18 protein-coding genes and 1 pseudogene are annotated in these 16,695 nt (G+C 45.8%); 1 reads left to right on the top strand and 18 read right to left on the bottom strand.

The annotated features are described in order from the left end of the window. Positions 1 to 2: 2 nt before the first annotated feature. From scfB to AR1Y2_RS04690, 3 genes are all read right to left on the bottom strand, one after another. Complete coding sequence (gene scfB / locus AR1Y2_RS04700; protein ID WP_137327926.1) at positions 3 to 1,367, bottom strand: thioether cross-link-forming SCIFF peptide maturase; 1,365 nt, start codon at positions 1,365 to 1,367, stop codon at positions 3 to 5. A 90-nt stretch (positions 1,368 to 1,457) separates the two neighbouring features. Further along, positions 1,458 to 1,601: a six-cysteine ranthipeptide SCIFF gene (scfA, locus tag AR1Y2_RS04695; RefSeq protein WP_006566408.1), complete on the bottom strand. Its 144-nt coding sequence runs from the start codon at positions 1,599 to 1,601 to the stop codon at positions 1,458 to 1,460. A gap of 53 nt (positions 1,602 to 1,654) precedes the next feature. Next, positions 1,655 to 2,509 carry a PHP domain-containing protein gene (locus AR1Y2_RS04690; protein ID WP_137327925.1) on the bottom strand — a complete coding sequence of 285 codons (855 nt, stop codon included), beginning with the start codon at positions 2,507 to 2,509 and terminating at the stop codon, positions 1,655 to 1,657. A 73-nt stretch (positions 2,510 to 2,582) separates the two neighbouring features. On the opposite strand from AR1Y2_RS04690, the gene AR1Y2_RS04685 reads away from it, so the two are divergent. Next, positions 2,583 to 2,945 carry a TIGR04086 family membrane protein gene (locus AR1Y2_RS04685; RefSeq protein WP_137327924.1) on the top strand — a complete coding sequence of 121 codons (363 nt, stop codon included), beginning with the start codon at positions 2,583 to 2,585 and terminating at the stop codon, positions 2,943 to 2,945. A gap of 22 nt (positions 2,946 to 2,967) precedes the next feature. On the opposite strand, the gene AR1Y2_RS04680 is transcribed toward AR1Y2_RS04685, so the two are convergent. The 15 genes and pseudogenes from AR1Y2_RS04680 to tgt form a co-directional block, all read right to left on the bottom strand. Further along, complete coding sequence (locus tag AR1Y2_RS04680) at positions 2,968 to 4,095, bottom strand: 5-methyltetrahydropteroyltriglutamate--homocysteine S-methyltransferase (protein WP_137327923.1); 1,128 nt, start codon at positions 4,093 to 4,095, stop codon at positions 2,968 to 2,970. Between the two features lie 66 nt (positions 4,096 to 4,161). Beyond that, positions 4,162 to 6,018 (bottom strand): recombinase family protein, encoded by a 1,857-nt coding sequence (locus AR1Y2_RS04675; protein ID WP_007392129.1) that lies wholly within the window; start codon positions 6,016 to 6,018, stop codon positions 4,162 to 4,164. Positions 6,019 to 6,072: 54 nt separating this feature from the next. Then, positions 6,073 to 6,264: a hypothetical protein gene (locus AR1Y2_RS04670; RefSeq protein ID WP_001820669.1), complete on the bottom strand. Its 192-nt coding sequence runs from the start codon at positions 6,262 to 6,264 to the stop codon at positions 6,073 to 6,075. A gap of 71 nt (positions 6,265 to 6,335) precedes the next feature. Continuing rightward, positions 6,336 to 6,566, bottom strand: a complete 231-nt coding sequence (locus tag AR1Y2_RS04665) for a YdbC family protein (protein ID WP_000659122.1) — start codon at positions 6,564 to 6,566, stop codon at positions 6,336 to 6,338. A gap of 45 nt (positions 6,567 to 6,611) precedes the next feature. Next, a complete protein-coding gene (locus tag AR1Y2_RS04660) occupies positions 6,612 to 7,466 on the bottom strand; it encodes a ParB/RepB/Spo0J family partition protein (protein WP_007392036.1) in 855 nt (284 codons plus the stop codon). Positions 7,467 to 7,474: 8 nt separating this feature from the next. After that, on the bottom strand, positions 7,475 to 8,440 hold the full coding sequence (mobV, locus tag AR1Y2_RS04655; RefSeq protein WP_007392109.1) for a MobV family relaxase: 966 nt from the start codon (positions 8,438 to 8,440) through the stop codon (positions 7,475 to 7,477). Between the two features lie 520 nt (positions 8,441 to 8,960). Then, positions 8,961 to 9,993: pseudogene (locus tag AR1Y2_RS04650) on the bottom strand (AAA family ATPase). A gap of 154 nt (positions 9,994 to 10,147) precedes the next feature. After that, entirely contained in the window at positions 10,148 to 10,621 is a 474-nt protein-coding gene (locus AR1Y2_RS04645; protein ID WP_007392105.1) for an RNA polymerase sigma factor, read from the bottom strand. An 84-nt stretch (positions 10,622 to 10,705) separates the two neighbouring features. Next, positions 10,706 to 11,131, bottom strand: a complete 426-nt coding sequence (locus AR1Y2_RS04640) for an RNA polymerase sigma factor (protein WP_036257229.1) — start codon at positions 11,129 to 11,131, stop codon at positions 10,706 to 10,708. Between the two features lie 95 nt (positions 11,132 to 11,226). Continuing rightward, entirely contained in the window at positions 11,227 to 11,736 is a 510-nt protein-coding gene (locus AR1Y2_RS04635; RefSeq protein ID WP_024376807.1) for a sigma-70 family RNA polymerase sigma factor, read from the bottom strand. A gap of 490 nt (positions 11,737 to 12,226) precedes the next feature. Next, the gene (locus AR1Y2_RS04620; protein ID WP_004614788.1) at positions 12,227 to 12,397 is read right to left on the bottom strand and encodes a cysteine-rich KTR domain-containing protein; all 171 of its coding nucleotides are present in this window, start codon (positions 12,395 to 12,397) and stop codon (positions 12,227 to 12,229) included. Between the two features lie 54 nt (positions 12,398 to 12,451). Then, positions 12,452 to 14,371 (bottom strand): tetracycline resistance ribosomal protection protein Tet(O), encoded by a 1,920-nt coding sequence (gene tet(O) / locus AR1Y2_RS04615; RefSeq protein WP_137327922.1) that lies wholly within the window; start codon positions 14,369 to 14,371, stop codon positions 12,452 to 12,454. A gap of 366 nt (positions 14,372 to 14,737) precedes the next feature. Continuing rightward, complete coding sequence (locus AR1Y2_RS04610) at positions 14,738 to 15,112, bottom strand: TnpV protein (RefSeq protein ID WP_003831705.1); 375 nt, start codon at positions 15,110 to 15,112, stop codon at positions 14,738 to 14,740. Positions 15,113 to 15,214: 102 nt separating this feature from the next. After that, a complete protein-coding gene (yajC, locus tag AR1Y2_RS04605; protein WP_137327921.1) occupies positions 15,215 to 15,508 on the bottom strand; it encodes a preprotein translocase subunit YajC in 294 nt (97 codons plus the stop codon). Between the two features lie 59 nt (positions 15,509 to 15,567). After that, positions 15,568 to 16,695, bottom strand: coding sequence for a tRNA guanosine(34) transglycosylase Tgt (gene tgt, locus AR1Y2_RS04600; protein WP_137327920.1), 1,128 nt, complete (start codon positions 16,693 to 16,695; stop codon positions 15,568 to 15,570).

The raw sequence follows: 16,695 nt of genomic DNA, 5'->3' as shown, positions 1-16,695 counted from the left end.
CTTTATTCTTCTTCACTCTGGTCTGCCAATGCAGCTTTCACCATCAGCGCACATTCCACACGCTTTCTCTCCAATCTACACCCTACATCGTAGGTGCCGTTGATCGTACCGTTGAGCTTATGGGAATTGGCGCTGCAACCTCCGCTGCAGTAAAATCTAGCGAAACAATCCCTGCAGTCTTCTTTGGAGTAAACGCTTGTCTTCTTGAATTCGGAGACAATATCCTGGCGGGTGACTCCGTCATATACAGTTCCCACGGCAAAGTCATCCTCTCCCACGAACTGATGGCATGGATATAAGTCGCCCCAAGGAGTCACTGCCAGGTACTCTGTACCTGAACCGCAGCCTGAAAGGCGTTTCGCCACGCAAGGCCCCCCTGTCAGATCGATCATAAAGTGGAAGAATGTAAATCCTCTGCCTTCCTTCTCTCTTTTGATGATCTCTTTTGCCAGCAGGTCGTATTCCTCCATGATTTTGGGCAGATCTGCCTCTTTGATCGTATATCTCTCTTCCTCCGGGCCGACAACAGGCTCCACGGAAATCTGATCAAATCCCTCGTCCGCCAGGTGCAGCACATCCTTAGAAAAGTCCAGGTTATCGTGGGTAAAGGTACCCCTCACATAATAGCTTTTTCCTGCGCGCAGCTTAGCAAATTTCTTGAACTTATCAATGATTAAATCATAACTTCCCTTGCCGTTTCTTGTAGGGCGCATGGTATCATGGACTTCTTTTCTTCCGTCGATGCTCAGTACCACGTTGGCCATCTCTCGGTTGGCAAATTCCATGACCTCGTCGTCCAAAAGGACACCGTTGGTGGTCAGAGTAAATCGGAATTTCTTGTTGTGCTCCTCTTCCAGTGATCTTCCGTAAGCCACCAGCTGTTTTACAACCTCAAAATTCATCAGAGGCTCCCCGCCGAAGAAATCTACTTCCAGATTCCTGCGGTTTCCTGAGTTCTCCACCAAAAAATCCAATGCCTGTTTTCCCACTTCAAAACTCATCATGGAGCGGTCTCCGTGGTACTCTCCTTCCTCTGCAAAACAGTATTTACATGCCAGATTGCAGTCATGGGCAATGTGCAGACAGAGTGCTTTTACCACAGTAGGGCGTTCTTTAAATTCTGTTATGTAATCCTCGTATTCATCCTCTGTGAACAGCACTCCCTGGCTTTCCAGACCTTTGATCTCTTCATAAACTTCCTCGATCTCTGCGTCCTTATAGCCGGAAAGTTCCTTTTTGATCTCTTCCAATGAGTGGCTAGTGTAGAGTCCAATAACTTCATAGCTCAGATCGTCCACTACATGAACTGATCCGCTCTCCACATCCAGCACCATATTATATCCGTTATTTTTGTATTGATAAACCACGTTGTTTTTTCTCCTTTATCTGTCCTTAACGAAAAGAGACGGTTCAAAAAGGAACCGCCTCTCTTTCTTACTGCTCTTTCCCGCCGTGGATTATTTGCTGTGCTCGCAGCTCTGGTTTCCTACGGTGCAGGATGTCTTGCATGCTGACTGGCAGGATGTCTGGCACTCACCGCATCCGCCTTTCTTTACTGTGTTCTGCAATGTTTTATTGGTTAGAGTCTTAATGTGCTTCATGCCAAGTTCCTCCTTCAATATGAATCTCTCTTATTCCCTTTTTAACTTGCCCATTATATCATATCCTTTTTGGAATTACAATAAGTTCTTAATTCCTCATAGAGGTGATCGGGCACCTTTAAATTCCCCCGTCCGGTCCCGATCTCAATATCCGGCTTATTGCTTCCATGGAAATCCGAGCCTCCGGTGGCCAGAAGCCCATACTTCCTGCACCATTCTGTAAGCTTTACAATCTGTCCGTAGTGATGGGAAGAATGGTATACTTCCAGTCCGCTCAATCCATAAGCAGTCAATTCTTTCACCAGTTCCTCGAGTTCCTGATTAGAAAAATGATACTGGAAAGGATGGGCGAGCACTGCCGCTCCGCCTGCATCCGTGATCAGCCGGACTGCATCCTCTGGGGCAAAGTAAGGTTTGGGAATATAATATTTACAGCCGTCTCCCACAAACTTTTTAAAAGCCTGGTCCTTGTTGCTGCAGTAGCCTTCCTCAATCAAAACTCGTGCAAAGTGGGCTCTTGTGATCACGGTATGTTCATTTCCGTGCAGAAGCTTTTCAAGTGTAATCGGAATCCCGTCCTCCTGGAATCTACGAATCATAGAAAGATTCCTCTGCCTTCTTCCTTTCCGCAGGTGTTCCAGGGTTCCAAGCAATTTTTTATCATTGATATCAATATCATAACCCAGTATATGGATCTCGTGTTTTTCGGCCTCACAGGATAGCTCGATCCCGGGCATAAACCGTATATCTGAAAGTTCCCCAGAATCAAGTATAGCTGGAATCCCCTTAACCGTGTCATGGTCAGTAAGCGCGATGGCATAAAGTCCTTTTTCTTTTGCCTCCCGCAGCACTTCCAGCGGTTTATTTGTCCCATCTGAGGCATCTGAGTGCAAATGTAAGTCAATCATTGTCTTTCCTTTCTCGCCTATAGTCATAGAATGAAGGCATCCTGCATAAAATTTTACTAAAAGGAGGCATCCCATGGAAAATAAAAATATTGGTATTTCACTCTTAAAAAGCTTAATTTTCTCCTACATACTGACAGGAATTATTCTATGTATTCTGGCTTTTATCATGTATCAGACCGAAGTCAGCACAAAAGTGGCGAACCTTGGCGTAACCTTTACCTATGTAGCCGCATCTGTATTCGCAGGATTTATCATCGGCAAAAAAATGGGAAAAAGAAAATTCCTGTGGGGCCTTGCCGTTGGCCTTCTGTATTTTGTCGTACTTTTTCTGATCTCTCTTCTTCTGGATCAAAATCAGACACTGTTAAGCGGAGAACGAATCACCGCAATGCTGTTATGCATAGCCGGAGGCACCTTGGGAGGGGCACTGGCGTAAACTTAAATGGCCGGCAGAGGGCTTATGCCCCTGCCGGTTTCTTCCATATATCATCCGCAATTCTCTTCATGATCCGGATCTTTTCCCACTGCTGTTCCTCTGTCAAAAAGCATTGTTCCTCCTCTGAGGCAAACCCACACTGCGGGCTCAGACAGAGCTGGGACAAGGATACATAATCTGAGGCTTCTAAGATCTTCTTCTTGATATCTCCATCCTTTTCCATCTCCGGAGATCTGGTGGAGAACAGTCCAAGCACGACCTTTTGATCTCTTATGTACCTGAGAGGTTTAAAATCTCCCGCCCGGTCGCTGTCGTATTCCAGGAAAAAACCGTCCGCCTCACATTCCCCAAATAATTTTTCTGCTACAAACTCATAACTTCCGGAAATGATACGCGCAGAATGAAAATTGCCCCGGCAGATATGAATAGCAACGGTCATATCTGCCGGCTTGCCCTTCAACACCTGATTGACCAGCCAGACATATTGCTCCACCAGATCCTCTATTTTAATCCCACGTTTCTGATAGACCTCCCTCCGTTCTTTTGAACAGAATTCTCCCCATGAGATATCATCAAACTGCAGATATCGGCAGCCTGCATCATAAAAGGCCTTTAAAGCCTTACGGTATGCTGTGATGATGTCCTCAAACAGATTCTTTTCATCCCTATAAGCAGGTATAGGACGGTATGTCTCCGGATGCACACAGCAGATCAAATGCAGCATGGCTGGTGATGGAATTGTCATCTTAGCTGTAGCTTTACCTGCAATAGACTTCAGAAACTTGTAGTGGTTTAGAAACGGATGATTGCCGAAACTGATCCTGTTGCAGATCATCAGTGTCTCGGGTTCTGTCTTTTCCTCCCTGAAGATCTCCGGTCTTTCTTTGTATTTTCTTCTCTCAATCCCGTTTAAATACCAAAGAAAATCAAGGTGCCACCACCGCCTGTGAAGTTCCCCGTCGGTGACCGCCTTCAGTCCGGCCTCTTTTTGTTTTTTTACCAATTCTCTGACCGCCTGGTTTTCAATCCTCTTTAGTTTAACGGCACTCATATCGCCCTGCTTATACTGCCTTTTGGCAGCTTTCAGTGTTTCAGTCCGCAGGAAACTGCCGACAATGTCATAATAATAGGGAAACGGTGTTCTGTACATGAATAATCCTCCTAGAAGCTTTCGCCAGTCCATGTCCTCTGATTCATACCCCTTCAAAAGTCGCCCTCAGTCGGTCATTTTTTGCGGACAGTTCATACATGCTATCCTTTTCTGTTCTCTGCTCCTGCGTTTGCTCTCGTTTGATTTCTCCCTCCGTATCTTCTTGGCACAAGCAGAACAATACCTTGATGCACCAGAGCCCGGGACATATTCAACGCCGCACACCGTACAGTTTTTAGCGGGCATTGCTGCCCACCGTTTTGTAGGTATGATATGTAATTCATCGACAAAGCCGATGAATTTATAGTAAATCTTGATTTCCTGCTTCACTGTTCCGTCTGCCATCTTCTCACGCTCCGAAACAAGTATCTTGTCTATGAGTGCGTTTATAACTGTTGCATCCAGTTCTTTTAAGCCTTGATAATTTCGGATAAGGGCGAGGAAGTCACGGATTCCCCGTGATTTCTCGTAGCTTTCATTAAGAGTTTCCGTCACCTCTTTCAGCCTTGCTTCAATTTCAAGCTGCTCTTTCTGGTATTTCCCCGACATCATCTCAAAATTCCGCTCGGTAATACGCTCCATGACCTTATCCTCGTAGAGAGAGGAAAACAGCCTGTCCAGTTCCGCAAGGCGTTTGTTCAGCTTCTTACGTTCTTTCTCTAATGCTTTCGCCCTGCTCTGGTCTGTTTCCGTGAGCCGCTTTTCTATGGCCCTGACCGCCTTTTCATCATTCACTGCCATATCCGCAAAACAGTTGATGTCGGCAAGAACGGCATTGAATAAATCCCTTGCTTCTATATTGTGGGCACTACACTCGCTTCTTCCGTTTCTTGCATAATTATTACATGAATACTGTACACAGTCGATAATCTCTGGGCGTTTCCTCCTGTGTACGTTCATTGCCCGCAGAGCACATCCGCAGTCCACACACTTGATAACGCCTGCAAAAATATTTACAAATCCTCCCTTGTTCTGTGGAAGCCTACGACTTGTAATAAGCTGTTGGACAATATCAAATTCCTCCTGCGTGACTATTCCCTCATGGGTATTGGGTATCACTTCCCATTCTTCGGGCAGCTTAGAGGGGCGTTTCTTGCTTTTCATATTGGCGGCAATCCGTTTGTAGCCTACAAGATTTCCCGCATATATCGGGCTTCTTAAAATGCTCCTCACGCTGTTTCCACTCCAAATATAGCGTTTGTCCTCGTTCCCCTCAAAATGACGTTCAAAGCCTGTTTCGCCACGCTCCGCCGCATAAGCGGCAGGGCGTAGGATATGCTGTTTATTAAGATGTCTGCAAATTTTGGCAACTCCATTCCCTTTTAATGCAAGGTCGAATATCTCTTTTACAACATGTGCCACTTTATCATCTATCAGCAGATGGTTGTGGTCGGCAGGGTCTTTGATATAGCCATAAGGGGCGGTAGTTCCCATGAATTTCCCCTGTTGAAACCTCGCCCGATATGCCGATTTTATCTTAACAGATATGTCAGCGGCATACATTTCGTTTAAAATGTTGCGGAAAGGCGTGATGTCCATAGCAGATTTATTCAAGGTATCTACGCCGTCATTGACCGCTATATACCTCACGTTATGCTCTGGGAAGAAAACTTCCAGATATAACCCACAATCAAGATAGTTTCTCCCCAGACGGGATAAATCTTTCGTAATCACGCAGTTTATCAGACCGCTTTCAATGTCTTTTATCATATTCTGGAAACTTGGTCTTTGGAAATTTGTACCAGAATAACCATCGTCCACATACGTTTTTGCTATGTGCCATCCCTGCTTTTTCACATAATCCGTGAGGATGGATTTCTGTGTCGCAATGCTCGCACTCTCGTTATCCGTACCATCATCTTTAGATAAGCGGCAATAAATGCCGACTAAATAGATTTTCTTTTCTTCTTTGATTCCCGCCATACTGTAAAACCTCCGTATCTGTCCTATCTGTTTTCATGTCCCATTGCGTACATTCTAAGCGGACAGCCCCTCATTGTCGAAGGTGTCGCCCTCGGCAATCTTCTTCCGAATATCCTCGGAGATAATCGGGACAAACGCTTCTGTAACGGTCTGTGTGCCGACATATTCACGGCTGATTATCATCTGCACTGGTGCTTTTGGCACGATACGCTTTCTCTTTTTATCTGCTTTCTTATCCTCGCCCATACTTAAATCTTCCTTTCCAGACAGGGCAGGGAAGAGTTTGGAAATGTCCCCGCCCTGCCAATCAGATACCATTAATCCTCGCTGTTTAATTCTTTCTGCAATGCTTTAAGGAGTGCCGCCGCTTCATCAGCGTTCAGCGTGATTCCCTTGCCGCACTTTTCACGGTTCGGGGAAAAGCTGCGGATGTCATACTTCGGCTCTTTCCCATTCCATGAAATGAGATTGATTTCCTTTGTGTAGCCACTGTCGCCCGTAGACAATACTGCGATTTCCTTTACGATTTCATACTGGATTTCTTTCATTCTCTCTACCTCAACTCTCTGTATTTACTTCCCGAAAAAAGAAGATTAGCGGCTGTCACGGTTGCGTTTCCTCTGCAACTCACGCTCCAAAAGTTTGATGATGGTTTCCTCCATCTGCTTCGGCGTTTTGTTCTTCGGAAAATATTTTTTCAGCTTGCTTGTGTTGATTTTCAAGGTTTCTTTCTGATTTCCCTTTTCCTCCGTCATAATCGCAAATATCATATCCATGTCAAGCCGCCCACTCTGGCTTAGGCTTTTCATCCGCTGTGCCTGTGAGAGTGAGGGCGTTGCTTCTTCGCTCTCCATCGTGGCAAAGAGGTTTTCCTGCTCGTCTTTCTTCAAGAAGGACAGTTCCACCGCAGGCGTGAGGGCGATTTTCCCCTCGTCCACCATCTGCAAAATCGGCGGTATCAGTTCCGTCAGGCGAATAAAACGCTGCACGGTCATCCTGCCCACGCCGAAGCCCTGTGCCACCTTGTCGTCCGTCCGCAACTTCGTCACAACTTGTGACGAGGTTAAGTCCGTGCGGAAACCCTGCCGCTTCATGGCTTCGGATTTCATCTTGTAAGCAAACGCCCGCTCCGATGGCAGGATATTCTCACGCTGCAAATTGCTGTCTACAAGGGTGATGATGGCTCGGTCACGGTCTAAGGGCAGGACAAACGCAGGCACGGTATTTATCCCTGCAAGTTCAGAAGCACGGACACGCCGCTGTCCCGCAATCACTTCATAGCCGTTCCCGTCCTCTTTCGGGCGTGTGATTATCGGCGTGACAATGCCAAATTCCTTGATGCTTTCCGCTAACTCTGACAGTGTTTCATCTTCTGCCACATGAAACGGATTGTCGGGGAACGGGTACAAGTCTTTGGTCTTTAACACCTTAAAATCCTGTTTCTTCATTCACATATCTACCTTTCTTTCGCTCTGCTTCTATGATTTTTCTGCAATTCTTCCAACACTTCGGGCGGTATTTTTGACAGCAGCCGCCCCATCTGCTCGTTGGTTCTCTGCAATTCAAATATCTTCTGATTCGCTTTCTGCACCTTTAGTTCCTGCTCGTACTTTTCATCACGCATACGCCCCGCATAGTCTGATTCCTGCCCAATTCTCTCTTTCAAACTGTCGATATACGCCTGCTGTTTCCCGATTTCCTTAGAGAATTTCTCCACGTCTGGCAGCCATGCAGAGAGTAAATCTAACGCTTTATCCCTTTTCTTCCCTGCGTTAAAGGCGTTGATGTCGGATAGGGCAGACACGATTTCTTCATACTGTTTATCAAGCCTACCGCCTAATTTATAGAGCCATGTGGGGACGTGTTTCCGCTTGGTTTCCATTGAGGACTGCCCCCGTTCAAGCTGATTCCACCGTGAGGACATCCGCTCATGGTAGGCGGTCTGCCACTCGGATAATGATTTCTGGTTGCCTAAGATAGCTTTCGCTGACAGCTTATTGTCTGGCGTAATCGGCACAAAGCAGAGGTGCATATGGGGCGTTCTCTCGTCCATATGGACGACAGCGGAGAGGATATTCTGCTTTCCAACACGCTCCGAAATGAAGTCAAGAGCCGTCTGGAAATACGCTTTTTGTTCTTCGGGCAGTAACTGGTTCATAAATTCTGGTGAAGCTGTGATGAGCGTTTCCACCATCATCACGCTGTCTTTCCTTGTCCTGCACCCCGCTTCGGCTACCATGCGGTTAATCTCTTTCTTGTAGGTGTACTTTGGTGGTGCTATGAGATGGTAATTGTTTTTAGAGCGTTCCATATCTATATCTGGGTTGCTTTTGTAGGCTTCTTTCTTCCGCTCGTTGTGGCGTTCACAAGCCGCAACGCCGCCCGCTTTTCGTTTCTGGAAACGCAGGATTGCATAAGGCATAGGCGGATTCCTCCTTTCTTTCGGCGGGTGACCGTCCTTTGGGGTGACAGCGGTGACGGTGGTGACAGCAGTTTTGGGATACCCCCTGCCGACTGCCGCAACTGTCACCCTCACCCCCTGCATGACGGTCATGTCGATGATGACGGTGTTTTTGGGATACCCCCCCCCTCGCAAGAGCCGTCACCGTCATGCCGCCATTCTTTTATCCGAAGCCGTAAGGCGTAGGATAGCAGGGCACAGCCCTGCCTTAAGGGAGTCCAGAGGGAACGTCTGGCACACGACTTTGCAGGGCAAAGTGTAGTGTGTTACACCCTGTAAACGCAGTCGGAAAAATCGGAATGATTTTTCTGACCGCAGGGGTGGTTTTACACGACCGAAAAGGGCGAGTAAATCTCACGCCTGCATTTTGCGTTTACGGGGTGTTCTCCCGTAGGGATGACAGCGGCAGGGTATCCTAAAATCACTGTCACCACCGTCACTGCTGTCACCCGCAGGGCAGAGCCGCCAGCTTTACATGGCTTTAAGCGTCAATGACAGTAACAGGGGGGTATCCTAATATCGCTGTCACCACCGTCACCGCTGTCACCCGCCCTCCTTGCAAGGGCAATCCGCCTGCCGTCTTTCCTGCGGCTGTACTGGTAGCAGATACGGTTCTCGCTTAAAAATGTGGTGCGGTATTCATTCAGCCATTTCGTAATCACCGTGGGTATGGTTTCCGTTTCCCCCATAGCGGCTAACAGTTCCGTTGCCGTGCCTATCCATTCTTCCTTATCCCTCATAAAATCCACCAACCGAAAAAGGACATCTGGTATCGTTTCTTTCGCAAGCTGCTCCTGCGTTTTCCGCTCCACAAGCTCCCAACGGCAATCACGGAAACGCAGCGTGTATTCCTGATAAGGCGTGTCCCTGCCCGTCACATACAGCTTGGCGGTGTCAGACGCACGTTTCTCCTTTTCCAGAACAAAGGTAGCGTCCGCACTCCCCGTTAATCCTGTCGTCCCAGACACCTTGTTGAACACGTCGCTGTCATTCTGCTTTCGGATGTGGTGTACGACAATGACCGCCAGAGAGTGCCTGTCGGCAAAGTCTTTGATGAGGGAGATGTCCCCATAGTCGCTTGCGTAGGCATTGTCTTTTGAAGCTGTACGGACTTTCTGCAAGGTATCAATCACAATGAGCCTGCTGTCTGGGTAATCTTTCAGATAATCCTCAAGCTGCACGATAAGACCGTCTGACAGCTTGCAGCTTGCCACGGCAAAGTGAAGCCGCCCGCTTGCTTCGTCCGTCAAGCGGAATAATCTGTCCTGTATGCGGCAGAACGTGTCCTCAAGGCAGAGGTAAAGCACGTCGCCCTCCATTGTCGGCATATCCCACAAGGGAAGTCCCTGCGACACGCATAGGCATAGCTTCAGCATGAGCCAGCTCTTGCCTATCTTCTGTGAGCCGCAGAACAGCGACAATCCTGTGGGGATAAGGCTGTCCACCACAAAGGACTGCTTCTCAAGCGGTTCATAAAGGAGCGTTTCGGCGTTGACTGTCTGTAACTTCTGCATGGCTTTCCTCCTTTCGGGCGGTGTCTTTGTTTTCGTTACACATAGGCGTTGACCTCCTTAGAAATAGATTTACTCCCACGAAAAAAAGTGAGAGTATGTAATGCCGCCAATCCCACACAAATAAAAAACAGATTTCTTTTTCGGGCGGTATCAGTCACGGTTGGAGATATTTCCTCATTTCCGCCTTTACTTTCTCCTTTGCAATCGCAACAGATTTCTGTATTGCTGAAGCGGTGCAATGCTCCATCGCAGCGATTTGGTAAAAATTGAAATCATGCTCGTAATAAAGCAGGAAACGCCGCCTTTGTATCTCTGGCAGGCTCTCAACCGCCTTACAGAGCGTTTCATTCCGTTCTTCTTCAATCATGCGTTCATCAAGGCTCTTAGGCACACGCAACGCCCGTCTGTAAAGGGTTTCGTCCCATACCTCGTTAAACTCCCTGTGCCGCTCGTCCCATTGGAGAAGATTCCTGTTCCTGCGTTCCATCTGCCGAAACTCCATAAAGAACTGTTCCGACACTTCCAACTCGTGGGATTTGCCCTGCCCGTCCTTAAAACTGATAAAATACCTTGTGCTACTTTCCGTGGATTCCTCCCGAAGCGTGTATGCCTTAACCCTGTATGCCATCCCGCTGTCCTCCTGCCAAAAAATAAGCGGGGAGATTCCACTCCCCACCCAGTAGCCCGCAGGATAATGGGATGTATTAGACGCTTACAAAATTTTCCGCAGCTTCTTCCGCAGATGGTCTAACCTCGCATAGATGGCACCAGTCGTCAAATGCACAAGCGGGGCAATCTCCTTTGTGGAATACCCCTGCATTTTCAGCAGGACGATTTTCAAGGTACGCCCGTCCACCGCGACTAATACTTGATAGAGATTTTCGCTCTCAATCTCGTCCAGTAACTCCGCAACCGTACCCACTTCCGTCTGCCACTCCCTGTCTGCCATGTCCTCAAGGTATTCCGCAACGTCATTCGTCCATCGGTAAAACCGCCTGTTGGAATTGAAGTCTGCCCTGTCCGCAATGCGTATCTGCTCAATGGTCGCTTCATCAACGCCGCACTCACGCAGCAGCTTTTCCTCCGCTTCTTTCCAGATACGCCATTTCCTGTCCTCCCGTCCGTGGTTATATGCCATGCTTCTTTTCCTCCAATCAGAATTGATTGAGAGGGCAGAGAAAAACCCCCTCATTTTCCCAAAGGAAAAAACAAGGGGGCTGAACGCCTTAAATTTTAATTTTCTATTATCTTTCTTAGTTTTCTTAGGATTCTGGCTTTGCGTTTGTTCACAACGCTCTGGGTTATGCCGAACCTCGCCCCGACTTCACGCTCAGAAAGTCCGTCAAAAAAGATTGCCTGTATCAATTCCTGTTCACTATCCGACAGCAAAGGCAGGGCGGCTTTCAGCCTGTCCACCATAACCGCATTGACAACGGTTTCCGCAATGTCCGCCGCTTCATCAGCGATAAAGTCTAAAGGCTTCCCCTCGCTGTCCGTAAATCCATCCAGAGAAAGCAAGCTGTTCTTCGTATCTAATTTTTTCAGATAACGCCACCGTTCCTTATCTCGGTAGAAGTCCGTGTATTGCTCCCTCACGACTTCAAGCAGACAGCCTTGAACGGGAATAAACAGCTTGTCCATGTAGGTCTGGTCGGATTCCCTGCGGCGGCAGAAATCCATGTAGGACAGTTCCACATATCTGCCGCTTTCTTTGATAAATACCTTTCTTGGTGCATATTTCACCATAAATACCTCCCATCTGAATTTTTGAAATGTAAAAAATCCAGATGGAGAGGCGGAGAACGACACCGCATATCAGAAACAGCCCTACGGCACTTTCCAACAAAAATCGACAAAAGAAAAACCGCAAAGGCTCTGTGACCTTTACGGTTATAGGAAATAGTAATTCTATTGTATGGAGATTGTACTTCTACTTTCAAGGCAGGAAGTACCGTTGCATAGGCAGAAATTTTTTTAACTGGTTTCCTGCCGTTCTCTGATATGCTATGTATTGATAAATTTTGCTTCGTATGAGCAGATAGATAACTGCCCGAAAAAAGGACATAAAAAAATCCCTCCAAATTTAAAAACAAATTCAGAGGGTAATTTAGGGTATAACAAAATAACCCACCCGAATATCGTTTTTTTTATTTGGTGAGTTTGTTCTTTCAAATACGAAACAAAAAGAGCCGATGATTCGTGAATTGTTCCACAATTTCATCGGCTCTGCGTCTTAAGCGTCTGGCTCTTTGATGACAGTTATCTTCAAGTTGTCAACTTTAATCAATCTTTCTTGTCTGCATTTTGGACAATAAAGGGGATAATTCTCCAAAACAGTGTCCTTCCTAATTTTATTACGGGTTTTGCTCCCACAAACAGGACACAATATCCATTCGCATTTCATCATAATTAGTCTCTAATCCTTTCAAATCTCATTTTATATGACTTTTGCAAGCTGTTAAGCTAACTTGTGGAACATATGCCGAACCTTATCTATACGGCTATTCGGGCGGCGGGGTTGGCAAATAAATTTACCAATAGCTGGCTGGTATCCTTTTAACTCTGTCAAGCAGACTCCCTGCCCATTTGTGAAATAAGTTAAATCGTTCCTGTATTCTTGAATACATCTAGCAGGGATTTCTCCTTTCAGAATGACCTCGTCATTCTTTATCTGAGTACTTACAATATCTGCACAATACCTTGGAGCATCATGATACGCCCGTGAGAGATATTCCTGCGGTGCATAAATTTCAAAGTGGAGATATGGCTCTAATAGTTCTGTCCCTGCTTTTTTTAAAGCCTGCTCCAATACGATAGGGGAAAGCAGCCGAAAGTCTGCGGGGGTACTTACAGGACTATAATACAATCCATATTCAAAACAGATTTTACAGTCTGTCACTTTCCATCCATACAGCCCCTGCTCGCAGCCATAAAGAACCCCCTCCATAACCGCATTTTGGAACGATTGATTTAAATATCCAAGTGAAACTCTGCTTTCATACTGCACTCCGCTTCCAATAGGGAGCGGCTCTATGGACAACCCGACAGAAGCCCAGAAAGGATTTGGCGGGACTTCTATGTGGATGGTATATTCTGCTTTTCTAAGCGGTCTTTCCATATATATAACAGTAGGCTCTTTTATTTCTGCCTCCACATGATATTTTTCCTCAAGGATGGCACAAATGACTTCCATCTGCACATTCCCCAAAAAAGAAAGTATAATCTCATGCGTTGTAGTATCCACATAATATTTTAAAAGAGGGTCGCCATCTGAAATTTCTGTAAGTGCCCCAAGCAATATTTCCCGCTGTTCAGATTTCTTTACTGCAATCGTTGTTTGGAGCATAGGGAGAGGATTTTCAATAAATTTTCTCTGCGGCAACAGCATTCCGTTCCCCAAAATACTGTTTAGCTGCAAAACATCATTTGGTAAAATTACAATATCACCAGAGCAGGCTGTATCGGATGAATATAATTCACCGTTTGTCGGAACACACATCTCTGTGATTTTTATTTTCTCTTTTTCAGATATTCTAATAACATCCCTCAAATGCAATGTTCCGCTATATATACGCACATAAACAAAACGCCGCCTTTTCTCTGAATATTCAATCTTAAAAACCTGCCCGCATAGTTCAGATTGACCTTCAGGCGTTGATGAATAAAATTTACTGGCAATCACTTCTATAAGCTGCCGAATCCCCAGATTGTTTTTAGCGCTTCCGTGATAAACGGGAAATAACGTTCCGTTTTGGAATCTCCTGTTTTCTTCCTGTTCCAGTTCTGACATTTTAAACGGTTTCCCTGACATATATTTCTCTAATAGTTCATCGTTTCCCATAATTACCGCATCCCACTGTTCCATATCGTCATTGTCCGTTACATTTATATGGGGATGCTGCCCAACCTTTTGCTTCACTATAATTTCCGAAGAAAGCTTTGCTTTCATTTCCCGATATACCATTGGCAAATCAATCCCCTCTTGGTCAATTTTATTGATGAAAAAAATTGTCGGAATCTTCATTGTCTGTAGTGCATGAAACAGTATACGGGTCTGTGCCTGTATGCCATCCTTTGCAGAAACTAATAATACTGCTCCGTCTAATACGGATAAAGAACGGTATACTTCCGCCAAAAAATCCATATGGCCTGGCGTATCTATAATGTTGACTTTTACATCCTCCCACTGAAAAGATGTCACTGCTGTCTGGATAGTGATTCCCCTTTGACGCTCCAAATTCATGGTATCTGTCCTTGTTGTGCCTTCATCTACGCTCCCTAGTTCTGCAATTGCACCACTGGTATACAATAAACTTTCCGTTAATGTTGTCTTTCCTGCGTCAACGTGAGCCAGAATGCCTAAGTTAATTATTTTCATGTGATTTTCCTCCTATCAACACCCAAAAAAGGGCATAAAAATACCCAGTGATAAATACTCCTATCACTGGGTAAATAACTCCAATAGCCCCAAAACACTTATATGTTTTCGGGCATATAAAATTACATGATAAAAGTATTCTTAAACTGGGTACAAAAAACTAAGCCCCATATTAAAAGTGAAACGGGACTGCTACTTTTTGTTCCCACTATCAAATTGACAGTTTATTTAAGAATACCTTGCCGCATATTTATTAACTCCTTGTATAATACTGAATCTAATTATATTCCTTAACCCTTTATTTGTCAAGCTGACAAACTAAAGCAGAAAAAGCGGCAGGATTTCCCCCTGCCACTAATCATCTGTTTATGCAAAAATAATTTCCTTTTCCACAATCTCCCTCGCACAAGCCCTTATGTTATTGAGGCATCCTGTCCATTCTAAGGCGTTTTCTGCCTTTAGCTGTTCCGTTATGCCCTGTGCCTGTTTCATACCCTCTATGAGCCTTTCAAAGCGTTCCTGTGCCTGTCTGTCAATGTCGGCAAGGTAAGCGTTAAGTCTGCCGCTTGTAAGAAGATTGGTGTATGTAACTTTACAGTGATGCTTCAGATAATCCAAATGCCGCTGTCCCCAGATGCCTATCGGCTGTTCTTCTTCGGCGGGTACAGTCAAACACGGTATTAAGTAATCGCCTTGCCTTTGATATTTGCCGCCCATTTCCTCAAAAATTGTCTTTGCCATTGTCTGTTACCTCCACATTCTTTTTTATTTTGAATGTCCGCAAAATCCGTCCTACATCTTTGGTACAGAAAGGACGGCGCAATGCAGCGCCGTCCCTGTGTATTAATCTTCTTTTGTTCCCTGGTTTGGTTTTTCGACCTGTGAAATCGCAGCGCGCTCCATAGGGATACGGCAGTGCTTGTCATTTCCAAATTCCACAACAATCGTTCTGTCATCTACAACATCCACTACAACGCCGTAAAATCCGCTGATCGTAAGTACACTGTCCCCTACTTCCAGAGAAGCAGCCAATTCCTTCATCTGCTGGTCTTTTTTCTTCTGTGGACGAATCATGATGAAGTACATACCTCCAAAAATTACGATGATCCACAAAATTAAGCCTAATTGTGATTGCATTTGTTTCTTTTCCTCCATTTAAAATAATAATATATCAAATTCAATTGCTTGAATCCTGATCACTTGTTTTCCATACCGAAAAGCTTTCTCTCTTTATACTCCTTGTAGCATCCCTGCTCGATGGCTTCCCGAATCTCCTCCATCATTGTATTATAAAAATATAAGTTATGCAAGACGCACAATCTCATTCCAAGCATTTCTTTTGCCTTGAGCAGATGCCGGATATAGGCCCTGCTATAGCTTCTGCATGCCGGGCATTGGCATCCCTCCTCGATAGGTCTGTGGTCCAGTTCATACTTTTTATTGAACAGATTCATCTTTCCGTGGTTGGTATAAACATGTCCGTGTCGTCCGTTCCTTGTTGGATAAACACAGTCAAAAAAGTCCACTCCTCTATCTACTCCCTCCAGAATATTAGCCGGAGTTCCCACTCCCATCAGGTAAGTCGGTTTTGCCTCCGGAAGAAACGGTACGGTTTCATCCAGAATACGGTACATCTCCGAGTGTGATTCTCCTACTGCCAGTCCGCCCAGCGCATAGCCGTCCAGGTCAAGACGAGAGATCTCTTTCGCATGATTGATCCGGATGTCCTCAAATGTCCCGCCCTGGTTGATTCCAAACAGCATTTGATGCGGATTGACCGTATCCGGAAGGCTGTTGAGTCTCTCCATCTCCTTTTTGCAGCGCACAAGCCATCTGGTAGTGCGGTCCACAGAATTCTGCATATATTCTCTAGTTGCCGGATGGGGCGGACATTCATCAAAGGCCATAGCAATGGTGGAACCCAGATTTGACTGGATCTGCATGCTCTCCTCCGGTCCCATGAATATCTTCCTGCCATCGATATGGGATGAGAAAGAAACCCCTTCTTCTTTTATCTTACGCAGCTTGGCCAGAGAAAAGACCTGAAATCCCCCGGAATCTGTAAGGATCGGGCGGTCCCAGTTCATGAACTTATGAAGCCCCCCGAACTCTTTGATTAAACGGTCTCCCGTTCTCACGTGGAGATGATAGGTATTGGAAAGCTCCACCTGTGTCTTGATCTGTCTTAAGTCATCGGTGCTCACCGCACCTTTTATTGCCGCGACTGTCCCCACATTCATAAAAACTGGGGTCTCAATCGTACCATGTACGGTCGTCAACCGGCCTCTCTTCGCTTTTCCGTCTTTTTTTATTAACTGATACAT

This window comes from Anaerostipes rhamnosivorans (assembly GCF_005280655.1).
Classification (GTDB): Bacteria; Bacillota; Clostridia; order Lachnospirales; family Lachnospiraceae; genus Anaerostipes; species Anaerostipes rhamnosivorans.
The sequence above is the reverse complement of the archived record's forward strand: the minus strand, read 5'-3'. Positions and strand labels throughout refer to the sequence as shown.

Coding starts and splice junctions, on each gene's coding strand:
- tgt (WP_137327920.1), bottom strand. CDS start 16,695: ATGTATCAGTTAATAAAAAAAGACGGAAAAGCGAAGAGAGGCCGGTTG.
- AR1Y2_RS04645 (WP_007392105.1), bottom strand. CDS start 10,621: ATGGCATACAGGGTTAAGGCATACACGCTTCGGGAGGAATCCACGGAA.
- yajC (WP_137327921.1), bottom strand. CDS start 15,508: ATGCAATCACAATTAGGCTTAATTTTGTGGATCATCGTAATTTTTGGA.
- AR1Y2_RS04675 (WP_007392129.1), bottom strand. CDS start 6,018: ATGGCGGGAATCAAAGAAGAAAAGAAAATCTATTTAGTCGGCATTTAT.
- AR1Y2_RS04665 (WP_000659122.1), bottom strand. CDS start 6,566: ATGAAAGAAATCCAGTATGAAATCGTAAAGGAAATCGCAGTATTGTCT.
- mobV (WP_007392109.1), bottom strand. CDS start 8,440: ATGCCTTATGCAATCCTGCGTTTCCAGAAACGAAAAGCGGGCGGCGTT.
- AR1Y2_RS04660 (WP_007392036.1), bottom strand. CDS start 7,466: ATGAAGAAACAGGATTTTAAGGTGTTAAAGACCAAAGACTTGTACCCG.
- AR1Y2_RS04670 (WP_001820669.1), bottom strand. CDS start 6,264: ATGGGCGAGGATAAGAAAGCAGATAAAAAGAGAAAGCGTATCGTGCCA.
- AR1Y2_RS04690 (WP_137327925.1), bottom strand. CDS start 2,509: ATGATTGACTTACATTTGCACTCAGATGCCTCAGATGGGACAAATAAA.
- AR1Y2_RS04610 (WP_003831705.1), bottom strand. CDS start 15,112: ATGGCAAAGACAATTTTTGAGGAAATGGGCGGCAAATATCAAAGGCAA.
- scfA (WP_006566408.1), bottom strand. CDS start 1,601: ATGAAGCACATTAAGACTCTAACCAATAAAACATTGCAGAACACAGTA.
- AR1Y2_RS04620 (WP_004614788.1), bottom strand. CDS start 12,397: ATGAAATGCGAATGGATATTGTGTCCTGTTTGTGGGAGCAAAACCCGT.
- AR1Y2_RS04680 (WP_137327923.1), bottom strand. CDS start 4,095: ATGTACAGAACACCGTTTCCCTATTATTATGACATTGTCGGCAGTTTC.
- AR1Y2_RS04640 (WP_036257229.1), bottom strand. CDS start 11,131: ATGGCATATAACCACGGACGGGAGGACAGGAAATGGCGTATCTGGAAA.
- AR1Y2_RS04685 (WP_137327924.1), top strand. CDS start 2,583: ATGGAAAATAAAAATATTGGTATTTCACTCTTAAAAAGCTTAATTTTC.